The sequence below is a fragment of the Cupriavidus sp. FW216-B1 genome (assembly GCF_058789195.1).
This window is the reverse complement of the sequence record NZ_JBYTEL010000001.1, coordinates 185,321-200,898: the sequence shown is the minus strand read 5'-3', so window position 1 is coordinate 200,898 and position 15,578 is coordinate 185,321. Positions and strand designations below refer to the sequence as shown.

General features: G+C 58.6%; 14 protein-coding genes and 1 pseudogene. 4 read left to right on the top strand and 11 right to left on the bottom strand.

All coding sequences use genetic code 11. The features are described 5' to 3' along the window. Position 1 precedes the first annotated feature (1 nt). The 8 genes from AC3WXD_RS00785 to AC3WXD_RS00750 all read right to left on the bottom strand — a co-directional run bounded on the left by AC3WXD_RS00785 (position 2) and on the right by AC3WXD_RS00750 (position 10,043). Positions 2–1,285, bottom strand: a complete 1,284-nt coding sequence (locus tag AC3WXD_RS00785) for an oligosaccharide flippase family protein (RefSeq protein ID WP_492322802.1) — start codon at positions 1,283–1,285, stop codon at positions 2–4. A 43-nt stretch (positions 1,286–1,328) separates the two neighbouring features. Next, positions 1,329–2,294: a GDP-L-fucose synthase gene (fcl, locus tag AC3WXD_RS00780; RefSeq protein ID WP_492322801.1), complete on the bottom strand. Its 966-nt coding sequence runs from the start codon at positions 2,292–2,294 to the stop codon at positions 1,329–1,331. A gap of 5 nt (positions 2,295–2,299) precedes the next feature. Further along, positions 2,300–3,430 carry a GDP-mannose 4,6-dehydratase gene (gene gmd, locus AC3WXD_RS00775; RefSeq protein ID WP_059413943.1) on the bottom strand — a complete coding sequence of 377 codons (1,131 nt, stop codon included), beginning with the start codon at positions 3,428–3,430 and terminating at the stop codon, positions 2,300–2,302. A gap of 31 nt (positions 3,431–3,461) precedes the next feature. After that, positions 3,462–4,916 carry a mannose-1-phosphate guanylyltransferase/mannose-6-phosphate isomerase gene (locus tag AC3WXD_RS00770; RefSeq protein WP_492322800.1) on the bottom strand — a complete coding sequence of 485 codons (1,455 nt, stop codon included), beginning with the start codon at positions 4,914–4,916 and terminating at the stop codon, positions 3,462–3,464. Positions 4,917–5,256: 340 nt separating this feature from the next. Beyond that, positions 5,257–7,515 carry a polysaccharide biosynthesis tyrosine autokinase gene (locus tag AC3WXD_RS00765; protein ID WP_082079904.1) on the bottom strand — a complete coding sequence of 753 codons (2,259 nt, stop codon included), beginning with the start codon at positions 7,513–7,515 and terminating at the stop codon, positions 5,257–5,259. Positions 7,516–7,535: 20 nt separating this feature from the next. Further along, complete coding sequence (locus AC3WXD_RS00760) at positions 7,536–7,973, bottom strand: low molecular weight protein-tyrosine-phosphatase (RefSeq protein WP_059413941.1); 438 nt, start codon at positions 7,971–7,973, stop codon at positions 7,536–7,538. After that, positions 7,970–9,109, bottom strand: coding sequence for a polysaccharide biosynthesis/export family protein (locus AC3WXD_RS00755; RefSeq protein ID WP_059414205.1), 1,140 nt, complete (start codon positions 9,107–9,109; stop codon positions 7,970–7,972). The genes AC3WXD_RS00760 and AC3WXD_RS00755 overlap by 4 nt, the downstream gene beginning before the upstream one ends. A 640-nt stretch (positions 9,110–9,749) precedes the next feature. After that, positions 9,750–10,043 carry a hypothetical protein gene (locus AC3WXD_RS00750; RefSeq protein WP_059413939.1) on the bottom strand — a complete coding sequence of 98 codons (294 nt, stop codon included), beginning with the start codon at positions 10,041–10,043 and terminating at the stop codon, positions 9,750–9,752. 824 nt (positions 10,044–10,867) lie between these two features. On the opposite strand from AC3WXD_RS00750, the gene AC3WXD_RS00745 reads away from it, so the two are divergent. Then, positions 10,868–11,209: a hypothetical protein gene (locus AC3WXD_RS00745; RefSeq protein WP_020201554.1), complete on the top strand. Its 342-nt coding sequence runs from the start codon at positions 10,868–10,870 to the stop codon at positions 11,207–11,209. 243 nt (positions 11,210–11,452) lie between these two features. Continuing rightward, entirely contained in the window at positions 11,453–11,938 is a 486-nt protein-coding gene (locus AC3WXD_RS00740) for a hypothetical protein (RefSeq protein WP_454733006.1), read from the top strand. Positions 11,939–12,007: 69 nt separating this feature from the next. On the opposite strand, the gene AC3WXD_RS00735 is transcribed toward AC3WXD_RS00740, so the two are convergent. After that, a complete protein-coding gene (locus AC3WXD_RS00735) occupies positions 12,008–12,355 on the bottom strand; it encodes a winged helix-turn-helix domain-containing protein (RefSeq protein WP_020201556.1) in 348 nt (115 codons plus the stop codon). A gap of 122 nt (positions 12,356–12,477) precedes the next feature. Between AC3WXD_RS00735 and AC3WXD_RS00730 the strand changes: the two genes are divergently transcribed. Further along, complete coding sequence (locus AC3WXD_RS00730) at positions 12,478–13,008, top strand: hypothetical protein (protein ID WP_454733005.1); 531 nt, start codon at positions 12,478–12,480, stop codon at positions 13,006–13,008. 41 nt (positions 13,009–13,049) lie between these two features. Here AC3WXD_RS00730 and AC3WXD_RS00725 read toward each other — a convergent pair whose 3' ends face one another. Beyond that, on the bottom strand, positions 13,050–13,877 hold the full coding sequence (locus tag AC3WXD_RS00725; protein ID WP_492322799.1) for a transcriptional regulator: 828 nt from the start codon (positions 13,875–13,877) through the stop codon (positions 13,050–13,052). A gap of 398 nt (positions 13,878–14,275) precedes the next feature. Between AC3WXD_RS00725 and AC3WXD_RS00720 the strand changes: the two genes are divergently transcribed. After that, positions 14,276–15,394: a GGDEF domain-containing protein gene (locus AC3WXD_RS00720; RefSeq protein WP_492322798.1), complete on the top strand. Its 1,119-nt coding sequence runs from the start codon at positions 14,276–14,278 to the stop codon at positions 15,392–15,394. A 63-nt stretch (positions 15,395–15,457) separates the two neighbouring features. Here the strand turns inward: AC3WXD_RS00720 and AC3WXD_RS00715 are convergent. Next, positions 15,458–15,577 (bottom strand): annotated as a pseudogene (locus AC3WXD_RS00715) (PIN domain-containing protein); the annotation flags it as partial. Position 15,578: the final 1 nt, after the last annotated feature.

Here is a 15,578-nt window from a genome sequence, read left to right as displayed (position 1 = left end):
ATCATTTTTTCCTCAACAGACGATAGCCATCAAACATCTGAAACAGGAATTGCATCGCTGCGGCAAAAAGATAAGCAATAGCCAATCCAAATGCACCCGCCTTGGCAACCAGAAAAGTTGCGGATCCAATTAGACTTGCAGACCACAAGACATCGTATCCGTAACTTCTCCACATCTCACCGGTAGCCATTACATACCGCGACATGACGTTACACATAGATGTAATTACCGCAGAAATCGCCATTACGGAAATTACTCGGCCTGTATCTTTAAACTCCCCGCCATACATGATAGCTATATCTTGCCTAAAAAAAAGAAGCCCTCCGAACGCAATAATAGATACAGAGAAACTTGTCAAAATACCAATATAAAGAACACGTTTGGCATTCCCTGTCTCCTCACCTACCATTGAGTTCGATATTATTGGCACTAGGGCCGCACCAATGGCAGATGGCAAGAACAGAATCGCCCCTCTCCATTGATTTGCAACATTTATGGCGGCTATTTCATATGCTCCGCCATTTGACCAACCAAGCATCGCCAAGCTGAACCAAGTGACTCCAGTATTCGTAAGGCTCCCGAGCAATGTTGGAATAGCAAATCTCTTTACCAAACCTTTCTCGATCCCCTTAATACTCGTCGTTAGCCTGAACCCATCATCAACATATATTTTATAAGCCAGCCAGATTGTGATTACTGACACCACAGTTGTTGCGAATGAAAAACCTACTAGGGCACCTTCTAATCCGTAATATCTTGTGGCAGGGATACAGATTACAAATGCCAATGCGGCAGTCAAGAAACTGACAAAAGCATTTACTTTATATTTCTCCAGACCTGACAGCAGCCCAGTAGCAAGAGCCATAACACCAGAGAAGAAAACGGCCACCGAACCGATTTCAAATCCGTGGGTAGCCTGTCTATTGCCAAATACATACCCGGCCAGGAGCCCGGCCCCGAAATACATTCCAACAGATATAATGATGACAAAAATTATGCCAATGACACAAAAGAATGACACCACCCGTGAACACTTAATCCTATCAACAATTCGGTATTGAGAGCAAAATTTGGTTATCGATGGACCAGCACCAAAACCACCAAGCACAGAGAATAGCAGGACGGTGGACTGAATCAGGCCAAACATCCCAAAGCTTTCCCGTCCCAGTTGGCGCGCGACCAAAACATTCGTAATGATGCTCACTGCTCGCGACGCAATTGCACCAAGAGTCCCCCAGCTAATGGCATGGAGAACCCTGCTTATTAAGTTATGTGATGTAGGCACAAGCGACCCTTAACAACACGACAACAACATAGATCAATCAACCTTAATTTCGTCTATTTGACTCAATAAGAAAGCTCTTATACGTCTCAGCTAAGCCATCCCTCAATTTCGTTGGCGCCACCCAGTCAAACCTATTTATACGATCAATATTTAGTAGCTTCTGTGGAGGTCCATCTGGCTTATTTATATCGAAGGAGATTTCGCCACCATACCCAACGGTTTCCCGTATGAGCTCCGCCAACTCCTTGATGCTTATATCCTGCCCCACTCCAACATTCAGATGGGAACACGTGACTTCCGTGTTTTTTTCATAAATTTCTTTCTCAACCTCCATAACTCGAACACATGCATCGGCCATGTCATCTACATAGAGAAATTCCCGGCGAGGTTGACCCGTCCCCCAAATTTCGACGGACGTTTTATTCTCCAATTTTGCCTCATGAAACCGTCGGATAAGTGCAGGGATGACGTGGCTATTATTCGGATGGTAGTTGTCTCCGGGACCATAAAGATTGGTAGGCATGACACTACGAAAATCCGTCCCATATTGTCGATTATAACTTTCACATAGCTTAATTCCTGCTATCTTTGCGATTGCGTATGGCTCGTTTGTCGGCTCCAATTCTCCCGTCAGCAAAACATCTTCACTCATTGGTTGCAATGCCAACTTTGGATAAATACAACTGCTACCCAGAAAAAGAAGCCGTTGAATTCCAGTACGCCATGCTTCATGGACGATGTTGGCCTCTATCATTATGTTCTGATAGATAAAATCAGCAGGGTAGGTATTATTGGCATGAATTCCACCCACTTTCGCCGCCGCAAGATAAACCTGATCGATCATTTCCTCATGAAAAAAATCTCGAACTGCGTGTTGATCTGTGAGGTCAAGATCTGAACGATCACGAGTAATAATTTCGGCATTCGATATCGCTTTCAGGTGTCGAACTATTGCACCTCCAACCATACCGCGATGACCGGCAACGTAAATCCTTGGATTCCTGCTCATTTCATTCACTCCACGCTTACGGTGACATCAAATCCATGCTGTTTCAGCAAAGCATGACGACACGCTTGGTCTAGGTCACTTGCCACCATTTCGGAGATCATCTCATCAAGCTGTATCTCGGGTTCCCATCCGAGTTTTTCTTTTGCCTTTGTGGCGTCACCTAGGAGCGTCTCCACTTCGGCGGGACGGAAATATCGCGGGTCTACTTTAACAATGACATCTCCAACCGCTAGCGCGGGAGCCTTGTCACCGTCGATAGCATCCACTAGTGCAACCTCATCAACGCCTTCCCCCTCGAAGCGCAACGTAATACCCAATTGCTTGGCGCTCTTGCCTATGAACTCCCGGACGCTCACCTGCTTGCCCGTGGCGATGACGAAGTCCTCCGGCTGCTCCTGTTGCAGCATCAGCCATTGCATGCGCACGTAGTCATGCGCATGCCCCCAGTCCCGCAGCGAATCCATGTTGCCCATGTACAGGCAGTTCTCCAGGCCCTGGGCAATATTGGCCAGTCCACGCGTGACCTTGCGGGTCACGAAGGTCTCGCCGCGACGTGGGCTTTCATGGTTGAACAGAATGCCGTTGCAGGCATACATGCCGTAAGACTCCCGATAGTTCACAGTAATCCAGTAGGCATAGAGTTTCGCGGCGGCATATGGGCTGCGCGGATAGAACGGCGTGGTTTCCTTCTGCGGAATTTCCTGCACCAAGCCATATAGCTCGGAGGTAGACGCCTGGTAAAAGCGCGTCTTCTTTTCCAGGCCGAGAATGCGGATTGCTTCGAGCAGCCGCAACGTGCCGAGCGCATCCACGTCTGCCGTGTATTCCGGCGATTCAAAGCTCACTGCCACATGGCTTTGCGCACCCAAGTTGTAGATCTCGTCCGGCTGCGTCTGCTGCACGATGCGGATCAGGTTGCTGCTGTCGCTCAGGTCTCCGTAGTGCAGCACAAAATTCCGGTGGCTGACGTGCGGATCCTGATAGACGTGATCTACGCGCGAGGTATTGAACGAGCTGGCGCGGCGCTTGATACCGTGAACAATGTATCCCTTTTCCAGCAGGAACTCGGCTAGATAAGACCCATCCTGGCCTGTAATGCCGGTGATGAGTGCGGTCTTTTGGTTCGTCTTGGTCATGGTAAGAATTCAGTTCCGTAGTTCGGGTCGATCAGGCCAATTCGGTCTTAGAGTCGGCAGCGGGAGCGCGGCCATACACGTCGTCAAAGCGGACGATATCGTCCTCGCCCAGATAGCTGCCGCTCTGCACCTCGATCAGCTCAAGGGGCACGCTGCCGGGGTTTTCCAGCCGGTGGACGGTGCCCAGTGGGATGTAGCTGGACTGGTTTTCGCTGAGCAGGAACGTCTCGCTTCCACATGTCACTCGGGCCGTGCCCTTGACTACAATCCAATGTTCGGCGCGGTGGTAGTGCATCTGCATGGAGAGCTTCGCGCCGGGTTTCACCGTAATGCGCTTGACCTGGTAGCGCTGCCCTTCGTCAACCGAGTCATAGCTGCCCCACGGGCGATAGACCTTCCTGTGGTCGGCAGCCTCGCTGCGACCTTGCCTGCGCACCATGTCCACGAGGGTCTTGACGTCCTGGCACTGGTCCTTGTGCACCACCAGCACGGCGTCCGGCGTCTCGATCACCATCACGTCCTCCACGCCCGCCACGGCAACCAGGCGATGGGAGGCATGGACCAGGCAATCCCTGGCGTTGTGCGTCAGCACGTCGCCCACGATGACATTGCCGTCTTCCTGCTTGGCGCCAAGTTCCCAGACGGCATCCCATGCGCCGACGTCGCTCCATTCGGTGGCAAACGGCACCATCTGCGCACGGCTGGTGTGCTCCATGACGGCGTAGTCGATGGAGTTGCTCGGGCAACGCGCGAAGGCCGCTTCGTCGAGGCGAAAGAAATCGAGATCCTTCCGCCCGAGGTTCACGGATTCCTGCACCGCGCGAAGGATTTCCGGCGAGAAAGACTCCAGTTCAGCCAGGAATGCCGACGCCCGGAACAGGAAGATGCCGCTGTTCCAGAAATAACTGCCCTCGGCCAGGAACTCGCTGGCGCGGGCCTGCGACGGCTTCTCCTCGAAGCGGGCAACGTCGTAACTCCACTGCGTGCAGCTTCCGCCGGCCTTGATGTATCCATATCCCGTGGCGGGGGCCGTTGGCGCGATGCCGAAGGTGACGAGCGCCCCGTCCTGCGCGGCCATCACGCCTTGCTTCACGATGTCCGCGAACGCGGATGCATCGCGGATCAAGTGGTCCGACGGAAGCACCAGCATCAGGGGATCCTGCCCTGCGGCGAGAGCGTACAGCGCCGCCGCGGCCGCGGCCGGCGCCGTGTTCCGCGCATGCGGCTCGAGGATGAAAGCGGCGTCGCTGCTCCCGATCTCCCTGGCCTGCTCGGCCACCATGAAGCGATGTGCGTGGCTGGTGACGAGCAGCGGTGCTCCGACCCCGTGAATCTCCCTGATGCGCAGCAATGTGTCCTGCAGCAACGAACGGTTGCCCAGCAGGTTGAGAAATTGCTTTGGATAGCCCTCGCGCGACAACGGCCAGAGGCGGGTTCCCGAACCACCGCACAAGACAACGGGAATGATCACAGCAGGCTCTTCCATCTGACTTCTCCTTGTGCCAATTCAACCTTCAGTCAGCCCATTTCTCGTCAGCACGACGAGACAGGGCACGCCGCCAGGCGGCGGCGGCTTACCCCTGCAATTGGAGAAATCCCCTGAATGCCCGATTGCGTTGCCACAATCGTCCTACTTCACGGGTGGCCGATGGGAAGGTGATAGTCAGACGCGTCCACGACTCTGTGCTTACTACCCCATCAAGCAAGATTCACCAGCCTCATTGAGCTGGCTGATATTTGGCCGATCGGTTGCCGGCTTAGCCGCCGGTATATTTATCCGGCGTTGACCCTATCCCTACTTGTTAAAATATCGCTTCTGATAGAATTTATTTTCCTCCGGCCGTGATCTGTGGCGGCGTGGATTCCGGTGCATAACCATAGTAGGCATACCGGTACCGTCCGTACTTCGAGCCATAACCGTATCGATACGCGTTCGGATCTAGGCCGTTGAAGACCACACCGTTGACATCAGCGTTAGCTTGCCGCAGTTGTTTAGCGGATTCCGCTACCTCGCCAATAGTTGTTTTTTCGAAACGGGTCACGAGAAACACGGTTCCGCAGCGTGATGCCAGTACCGCCGTATCCGAGACAGCCAGTACCGGCGGGGTATCGATTAGCACCAGGTCATATCGCTCACCGACTTCCTGGAGAAGCTTCGCCATGCGCTCGTTTAGCAACAGTTCGGCCGGATTTGGTGGCAGGCTGCCTGTACTCAGGAAATCCAGATTCTCGAACACGCCGTAATGCACCGCCTCGTTGAAGCTGACATTGCCTATCAACACGTCCGAAAGACCGTTATTGCGATCCTTCCCGAAATATTGATTAAGATGGCCCTTACGCATATCGGCATCGACCAGCAGAACGCGTTTTCCTCCCGTTGCCATCACGACAGCGAGATTAGCTGAAATAAAGGACTTTCCGACCCCCGGCGTAGGCCCCGTCAGTAGCACACGATTGTTGTCCGCATCAAGCATGGCGAACTGCAATGCAGTGCGAAGACTGCGTAGGCTCTCTATCGAGGGCTCATTGGGATTACGATCTGCCAACACAAATTTTCCACGCTTGCGCTGGCGAATTTCTTCAGTGAGGAATGTTTGGGCTACCGACAAAGGCACGGTTGCGTAGACACTTAGGCCCGTATGCTGCTCAATATCCTGTGAATCTGTGATACCACCATACAAAGCATTGCGCACGAACGTAGCGATGATGCCTATCAATAGGCCAAGGATAGCGGCCATCATGACAATCAAGCCCTTCTTAGGTTTTATGGGTTCCTCCGGGACCGGCGCGTTGTCCAGCATTCGAACATTGCCAACTTTGCCTGCCTTGACGAGTTTCAGCTGCTGCATGTTGTTCAGCAGTCCTACATAGAGATCATTGTTGACCTGCACATCACGCATCAAGCGCATAGTATCTTGCTCGACATTGGGAAATGTCTTCATGTGTGCAGTCATTTCATCCACTTTTGCACTCATTACTGCGATCTGCTTATCAATCGCCTGCACCCCCGGATGTGTTGCAGTAAAACGTGTCAACAGTTCTGTACGCTTCTGCTTTAGTTCTAGCAGACTAGTCTCCGCCGTCACGCTTTCCTGCAAGAATGCCTTCCCTTCTTCACTGAGATTAAACGTATTACGCTTGTTACGCATTTCGTTATACTTTACCTCAGCTCGCTCTAACTCAGCCTTAAGTTGCGGCAGCATATCTCCGAGGAATACCAGCGACTTCTCAGCCTCAGCAGCCTTTCTCTTGATATTTTGCGCAACATACTCGCCACCGATTTCATTCAGGATGCTAGCGGTAAGTCTAGGGTCGGTACCGTCCAATGAAGCACCAATAATACCGCTTTGCTTACCTTTCTCAGCAATCCTTAATTGATCCTGAAGATTCTCAATCGTCTGCAACTGTGAGTTCCGCACAAGGTTGAATACAATCCCTGGCTTGGCCTTTATGTCAGTTACAAGTAGTGTAATGCTGCCTACGTTCTGATTTACCTTCACCGGCCTACCGACGTGCCCTTCAATGGGCTCATCCAAGCTGGATTGCTCAAGACGATAGCGACCGTCGCCTAGTGTTATCAATTTGAATTTTTCGCCCTCAAGAGACTCTGGCACATCAAATTGCTCAACACCGATCGCCTCCTTAGCCCAGGCAAAACCACCAAGCCCAAAGAGTCCCGGCTCAGACAAACCCTTGGCTCTGCTGGCAATCCATGCGCCCACGAAGGGTAGATAATTTGGCTTTGCGGAAATATAGAGGTGCAAGTTATCGACTGCTTTTCCCACAACCATGCGAGACCGGATTATCTCAATCTCGGCTGTCGCTAACGCTTTGACATCAAACAGGCTAGACACGTCCCCCAACAGACTATTAGCGCTATTGGGGCTATCTTCGACCTGCACCAAGATATCTGCTTGGTAGACTGGCCGCGCAAGAAATGCATAAGCCACTCCCAATGCCAATACGATTCCGGCAATGGACACAATCAGCCAACGACTAGCCAGCAGCACGTCCAGATAGTGAACGAGATCAATCTCGTCTTCCGGAGGCCCGGCCATAACGACAGGAGGAGGGTTCTGGTTCATAGGCTCTACTACTAATTCTGTTAACGAAGCGCCCGGATGCGCGGCACCCAGGCTTCCACGCCGCGCTGAATCAGTTGCAGCGCATTCTCGAAGGCGGTGCGAGCGTCGCGGTACGGATCGGGTATGTCAAATTTGGCGAGCTCGCCCATGCGAAACACTCGCCCTGTGGTGGCCGGATGTAGTCGCTGGATGTCTTGCCGCTGCTCGTTGTCCATCACCAGGATCAGATCCGCTGCGGTGGCGATGGGCCGACCGAGTTGCTGGGCACGATGGGCCGAGATATCGATGTTCATTTCTTGCATCAGCTCGATAGCGAACGGATCCGCAGGCTGGCCGGTTAATGCACCGAGGCCAGCGGAGACAACATTGATATCAGGCAACGCTTGCTTCAGGAGCCCTTCCGCCATAGGGCTCCTGCAAATATTTCCAATGCACACGACGAGTACGGTATTGATCATTTCGCGACGTTCGCAGCACCAGTTACGAAATTGCCGCTCGGCAACAACTGGTTGATCACGCGGCTCCAGCGGACTACGCCGGCAGCATCGACATAGACGACGTCCTTCGGCTTGAGTTCGAAGGACTCAGCCAGTGCCAACGAGACCGGCGATTTACCGTCAAGATGGAATATCTCTGCGTCACCATCCGCGCTCTTGCGAATGACATAGAGCTCCCGGGCATCCGCGGAGACGGGATTGACGCCGCCGGCCTCGCCGATAGCTTCATTGAGCGTCAGGCGACCATTGCGCGGCAGGATGCTCATGGGGCGAACGACTTCCCCAGTCACGAAGACCTTGCTGTCCTCGCGTTGTTCCACGCGAACGATGTCGCCATTGCGCAGCAGGATACGGGCAGGGTCAGTCCCTTGCTGGAGTAGCGCTGGCAAATTGACGTAGTAGTTCTTCCCATTGCGCGAGATGCGAATACGGCTGTTATCGCCTGTCAGCACATTGATTCCGCCTGCCCGATTCAACGCCTCGACCAAGGTCATGGGTACATCGTCGATGTTCTGCGGGCCAGGTGTCTTGACCTCGCCGTCCAGGTAGACGCGTTTGCTGCGAAAGGCGAGCACGCGCGCGGTCACCTGTGGCATGGCGACATACGGCTTGAGTTGTGCTGTCAACTGAGCCCTAATTTCGTCGGGTGTCTTGCCGACCACTTCGACCTTACCAGCATAGGGAAACTGTATAGTTCCACTGGGGCTGACCACATAACCAGGCACGTTAGCCGCCCCGCTATAGTTGGGGATGTCGTAGGCAGTGCCGATAGAATACGTCTGGGTAGGAAATACGAGTTCGGGGTGGTCCCACACCACGATGGAGAGAATGTCGCCCACGCCCACGGTATATGGCGCGACCTCGGCAAAGAGCTCGTCCACTCCTGCATTGACCGGCTTGGCCGCCGCCTTCAGCGCCTTCACCAGCGCCGGCGTGATCAACGTGACTTTGGGCACCGACTCTGGATCGTCGGGATCGAGGGGGCGCTGCGGATCGAAGCGCATGCCTGGCGCAAGTGCGCAGGATGCCAGCAACGGGATCATTCCCAGCCACAGTACTGCTCTGCCAACGGGCAGCTTGCTTGGAAGCTTGAACACGACTTGATGATTTCCTTGATACCCGAAATTTCCGCGCTGCCCTGCCGTCTCCAGGTGGGCCTTGCTGCGGTGAATCCGCTTGTCCGTCATGGCACTCGTTGGTGTCTTTCCGTCTTGTTTGCGCTGCCGGCGGATATGGACCTTGCGGCGGTGGTTTCGCGACATCTCCTGCTGTCTCTCTTGCAGTGCACCACCGCAGGAGGACCGGCGAAGTGTATGGCCGCTCGGGGTCAATCTTCAAGGCAATACTGGCGTTTTTACCGGGTTTTCTATCCCTACTGAAGGGTGGACCCAACAAAGGTGGGGATGCCCCCGGAAGGGGTATTGCGGAAGAATTCGAACCCTAGTGAAGCTGGATAATTGCGTCGATATTCAGGATATTTAATTCACCATTTATTGATTAATTTTCCTGATATTTTCGGATCTTTTCTTGTTTTCCTGCGTACCAATTCGTCGATGCTTTTTTGATTATTGTTCTTCGGAATCCGGGTACCCTACGAAGGAAGGGAAAGGCTGGGCGGTGAGGCGAGGCAGGCGAAGGCCTGCGGAGTCTTGACGGGACTGACTTCGTGGGGACGCTGCCCCTCTCCCCCGACCCCTCTCCCGCAAGCGGGAGAGGGGAGACAACAGGCGCCGGCTGTTAGTCGGAGGGGTGCCGGTCTCCGGTGTCATGCCGTGCGGCGAGCTCGCTCAGGACGAGTGTTTCGTGGGCGAGGCCGGCGGCCAGGGAGAGCAGATGGTCCTGGATGGCTGGCGCCGGGTCGCTCGCGATGCCGGCGGCGGCGTTGTCGCGGGTGACAGTCAGTAGCGCGTGGAGCTGCGCGGCTTTTTCTCCGGCAAGGCTGAGAGGATCTTCGCACGGAGAATGGGCGGTGACGAACACGTCCCTGCCGGTGTGTTCGGCGGTGATGCCGTAGCGGGTGTGCTTATGCATGTAGCACGCTCCCTTGCATCGCGAAGACGCACCAAGAGATGAACATGGATTGCGGCAGTGTCGCTGCCCCGAAGTGGACAGGTGAGAACAGAAGCATTGGATTGCCTCCTTTGTGAGCGAATTCAACACCGCTCCCCGCTGTCAATCGGGGTGGGCGGGCGCAAGACGGGGTTGACAGACCGACACAAAGGAACCGGCGAGCCCGAGGGCTCCCCCACCGAGGCCCGCCCAATGGGCGCGCGAAGGCAGACGGACAAAAAAACCGCCGGAGGCGGTTGTCCGCCCTTTGTGCACGGGCTGTCAAACCCGATCGCTGTGATTGCAGCGATGACCAAGCTTATCTCGGCCCCTGCCCGACGGTAATGTCCCGTTGTCTCATTCGAGCGAATGAAGACGACACGCAGCGCAACATTGTAGCCTCATGCCCGGCCCCCCATGTCTCGCGCCGATTTCCCGGGCTTCCGATCTGGTATCGCAAAGCAAAAAAAAGAGGGTGTAGGCGCGGGGAGTGCCTACACCCTATCGGGAATTAGCAAGGGGTCACACTTGCCGGGTTGGATTATTGATGGACGCATGGTTCCACGCTTACCCTGCTTCGGTGGGAGCCACGCTTTGGTGGGGAAAGAAACACGATGTCCGCGCCACCACAGGCGCGGCGGCTTCATCAGCCCGCTTGCCCGCGTTTGCGCGATGCCCCCCAAGGCAGGGTACCGGCGCGCCGCCGCACGAACCAGAATCAGAGCGCGGGCGAAATGATTTCAGGCAGCCGGGCCTGGCGGCGGTATGCCGCCGGCTGGCCTGGCCGATGTTCGAGAGGCGGGACGATGCGCAAGGCGATGACGATTGGCGAAGCGGCTGCGCCGGATGCGCTGGCTTCCGGCGAGGTTTGGGTCGAGGCGCACCTGACCCCGTCGGGCTGGACCTATGGCAGCTACAAGGACCAGGATGCGCATCCGGTGCTGATTCCGCCGCCGCGTGAGTCGCTGCTGACGGTGCGGCGGCATTTCGTGGTGGCTGGCACGGCGGCGCCGCGCCGGCTGAGCGAGATCCGCACCACGCGCGCGAATTCGGCCCGCGAGATTGCGCGCCTGCTGGAAGCCTTCGGCGAGCCGCATTTCAATGTGCGGTCGCAACAAGTGCCGCGCGTGCCCAGCCTCGGGCTTTGACGCCGGTGGCCGCGGCCGGGCGGCCGTCCGCCCGAATATCTCTCCAAATATCCCTCCGAATATCCCTCCATTCATCCTTTTGGCCCCTCCCCTGAGGGCGCATACCGGGTAAAAGCCCGATTGCCGGCATGGCCGCCCGGCCTCAAAATACGGAAATACCATCCTACCGGGCACCTGCGCTGCCCATTTGCCCCTGCGCGCCGGCCTGGCGGTACCCAGACGAAACGAGACCTAGTAAAAACAATGAAAGTTTCGACCACCAATGTCCTCAACGTCCTGGAGCAAGACGAAATCGACGCCGTGCGCGAGCTGACCCGCCGTATCTCGCAGCCGCGCGGCTTCGTGGTGCTACGCGCGGCCTTCATGCTGTCGGCGGTGGTGGCGGTGCTGTGCTTCGCGGCGAGCAGCTTCCACCTCGAGGATTTCCAGAACGTGGGGATCGGCGCCGCGGTGCTGGGCGCGGTGCTGTTCGTCGTCGGGCGCGTGGTGTTCGGCAACCGCGACGAGGTTGCCGTGCCGGCCGCCGAGCTGAAGGCACTGCGCGCGCGCTTGCGCCCGGAGATGTTCGCCAGACTGGAGGAGGTGGCGGGCCGCCTGACGCACGACGGCCCCGGCGATGGCGTGATCCGCGTGCGCACGCTGTGGCTGTTCTTGTCGGAATCGGTGGCCAGCGAGACCTTGCGGCGCCGCGACGCGCGCGGCCCGGCCAGGGAATCGCAGAAGGGCTGACGGCACTGCGTGCATCTGGCGCCGGGGCGCCGCGCGCATTGCGCGCCCGCGGCGTTCAGGGATTTTCGTTCAGGGACTTTTCGTCGCGTTGACCAGGCATTCGGACAGCCTGTCGAAATGGCGCAACGCTTCGGGCGTCAGCCCGAGTTGCTTGCGGCGGGCGTCCTCGGTGTCCGTCAGCATGATCCAGCCTTTCTCGCGCATGGACTTCAGACGGGCGTGCAGGGTGGCGGGCGATCCCAGTTCGCTGCGGGCCATCATGTCCCTGACCGACAGGCGCTGCTGCGCCTGGCTGGTACGCGCGATCAGTTCGAGAATCCGTTCTTCGAGGGGGTCGAGCGCCGGCAGCGAGGGCAAGCCCCGCACTGCTTCGGCCAACTGGAGAAAACGCAGGTAGATGTCTGCCGGCCGCGTCACGACGGCATCCTGCGGGAAACGGAGCGCGGTATCCGGCGCGCGGGATCGACTATCATCAGGCCCTTTTTTTATATGCCCTGATGCATTTTACGGCAATGCCCCATGTTCGCCTCCAGTTAAGTATGGCCTTCGTCACAATTGTTTTCTTTGTTTTGGCGATGGCACTAAATGAGTGGCTTTTCCAGCATTTGGAATTTGTGCCTGGAATTAATTGGATTTATTTACCGGCGGGCGTCCGGCTGCTATGCACGCTTTTGTTCGGCGCGGCGGGAGCGGCGGGGCTGCTGATTGCCTCGTTGCTGGTCAATGCCTTTTATCTTTTTCCGGACGATCCCGCGCGCGCGGTCATCGGCGCCATCCTGGCGAGCGCGGCGCCGTACCTGGTCTACCGGCTTGCCCGGCATGCGTTCGGCCTGCGGACGTCGCTGACCAACCTGACGCCGGCGCGGCTGCTGGCGTTCGTGCTGGCATATGCGGTGACGAATCCGCTGCTGCACCACATCTGGTTCGCGCTGCGCGGCAATCGCGCGGCACTGGCGCATGGCTTCCTGGCGATGTTCGTCGGCGACCTGTCCGGCACGCTGATCGTGATCTACGCGATGAAGGCCTTGCTGCGCCTGTGGCCGGCGCGTGCCGCGGGTACGCGAACGTAGCGCAACAAGGGCGCGCCTTGCGCCCGGCCGGTTCCCGCGCCTTACATGAAACCGGCGACGAACCTGCCCAAGGCGGCCTGCAGGACGTCGGAGTTGAGCCCGGAGGCGCCGCTCAGCGGCGGGCACACCAGCAAGGTGGTGGGCCCGTCCACGTAGACCTGGATCGGCTTGCCCTGGTCCGCGGGCTGCAGGACGTGCTGCGTCGGGCAAGTTCCGCCGAAGCCGAAGGCCCGCAGGAAGTCATCGGTGTTGCGCGTGCCCAGGCAGACGATCACCTTGGGCTGCCGCTGCCGGCGCAGCGCGCCGATGGCGCGAAAGCGCATGCCGTCGCGGCAGAGTTCGAGGTAGCGTTCCTGCGGGTTGAGCGCCGGCTGGTTGCCGTAGACGCGGGTCCAGTTCCTGGCGCCGGCCTCGCCGGTGGGCAGCGGGAACAGGGTGAGCTTGAACTCCCGGCCCGCGGGGCCGTAGAGATGCTGCTCGAAGTATTCCTTGGCCTCGCACGGCGCCATGCCGCCCGCGGCGTTGCGCACCGCGGCGGCGATGCGCGCGATCTTCTGCTGCGTGGCCGAGCGCGCGAGCAGCTCGCGCTGCCGCAGGCGGAACGCCGCGTCCCACACCAGCGGCGCCGCCACCGGCAGCAGCATGCTGGCCGGCGCAACGGGCTCGCTGTTGGAGCGGACATCGCAAAACCAGAGGCTGGCCGCGGGATTGCCTTCCATGCCCGCGCAGGACCCCAGGTAGGTATCCAGGCAATGGCGCGAGACCGTCACCGCCACGCTGTCCTGCGCCGCTTCGCGCTGCTCGTCCTCCGGCGCGGTGCGCGCCCGGCTGGCGGAAACCCTCGCCTCCCGCCATGCGGATGACTGCATCCACGCCCCCGTTCCGGACCATGCCGGCAGTCCATTTCCCCTGTCGCTCATGCCGCTCCCCAGCAATTGCCCGCACCGTGTGTGTCAGGGCGCCCAGCGCGCGTGGCCCGCTGCGATGGTCGTTTTTGATATAAAAATTATAACAATACGAGCGAGCAGCCATGCGGCATTTCCCTTCCCCTCGCAAGGGGGAGATGACAAAGCGCGCGAGTACGGCTCCTGGCTGCCGCGGACCCCATGCGGCGCGGCAAACGGGAAGACCGCCGGCGCCGCGCGCGGTGGCAACGCGATGCCATTGCGGCGGGTCTTTGGTAGCATAGGCTCCTGCCCCTGCCTGGGATACGCCGCCCACGATGCTTCAGCTTGATCTCAAGACAACGGTCTTCCTTGCATCGATCATGTCGGCCTTGATGTCGGTGGTGCTGCTGTCGGCGTACCGCAGTTTCCCGCGCGGCATCCGCGGCATCGGGGAGTGGGTGGCCGGCTCGCTGGTGCTGGTGGTGGCGCCGATGCTGTTCTGGCTGCGCGACATAGCGCCGGACTGGGTCTCGATCGTGCTGGGCAACGGCCTGCTGCTCGCCGCGGTGGCGCTGTGGACGCTGGGCACGCAGGCCTTCTACGGCCGCCCGCAGGCGCGCGCGCCGGCGGCCGTCGTGGTCGTGCTGGCCACGCTGGCGCTGACGTGGTTCGTCTACGGGCACGAGAGCTACGATGCGCGCGTCACCATCGTGACCCTGGTCATGGGCCTGTTCTTCGGCACGCAGGCGCTGCTGGTGCTGCGCCACGGCGGGCGCGATTTCAGCGCGCGCTTCTTCGGCTTCCTGCTGACAGTGCAGACGCTGGTGGTGCTGGCGCGTTGCGTGGCGAGCCTGTTCTCGGGGCTGGCCGGGCAGAAGCTGTTCGCGTCCGACGACCTGATCCAGGCCATCTACCTGGGTTCCTACACGCTGATGGACCTCGGTCTGTCAGTCGCCTTCATGCTGGTCATCACGCGGCGCCTGCACGTGGAGCTCGACATTCTCTCCAGGACCGATCCGCTCACGCAACTGCTCAACCGCCGCGCGCTCTATGACGCCGGCCAGCGCGAGCTGGAACACATGGCCGGGCATGGCGGCGAGATGGCGCTGCTGCTGATCGACCTGGACCACTTCAAGCACATCAACGACAGCATGGGCCACGCCGAGGGCGACCGCGTACTGACCGATTTCTCCGCCATGCTCAAGCGCGAGTTGCCGGCCGGCGCGTATCCCGGCCGCTTCGGCGGAGAGGAGTTCCTGGTGCTGCTGCCGCGCACCACCCCGGCGGCGGCGCTGGCGCTGGCCGAGCGCCTGCGGGCAACGTCGTCGCGCTTCTTCGGCAAGCGCGTGGCCGACCTGACCATCAGCATCGGCGTAGCGAGCGTGGACAAGGCCGAACGCCGCCTCGACGGCGCCGTCGGGCGGGCCGACCTCGCGCTGTACCGCGCCAAGAGCGCGGGCCGCAACCGGGTGGAGTCGGTGATGGAGGCGGCGGCCTGACAAACGCCGGAAAGCGCGGGCAGGCTCGCGATGGCTTGCCGCGCCCCCGCGGACTGCCTCCGTTCAGGCGATCCAGTTCTCGAGCCGCAGCCCGCCGATGCGGGAGAACTCCGTGGTGTTGTCCGTGACCAGCACGGCATCCAGCGCCATCGCGTGCGCGGCGATCAGCATGTCGTTGGCGCCA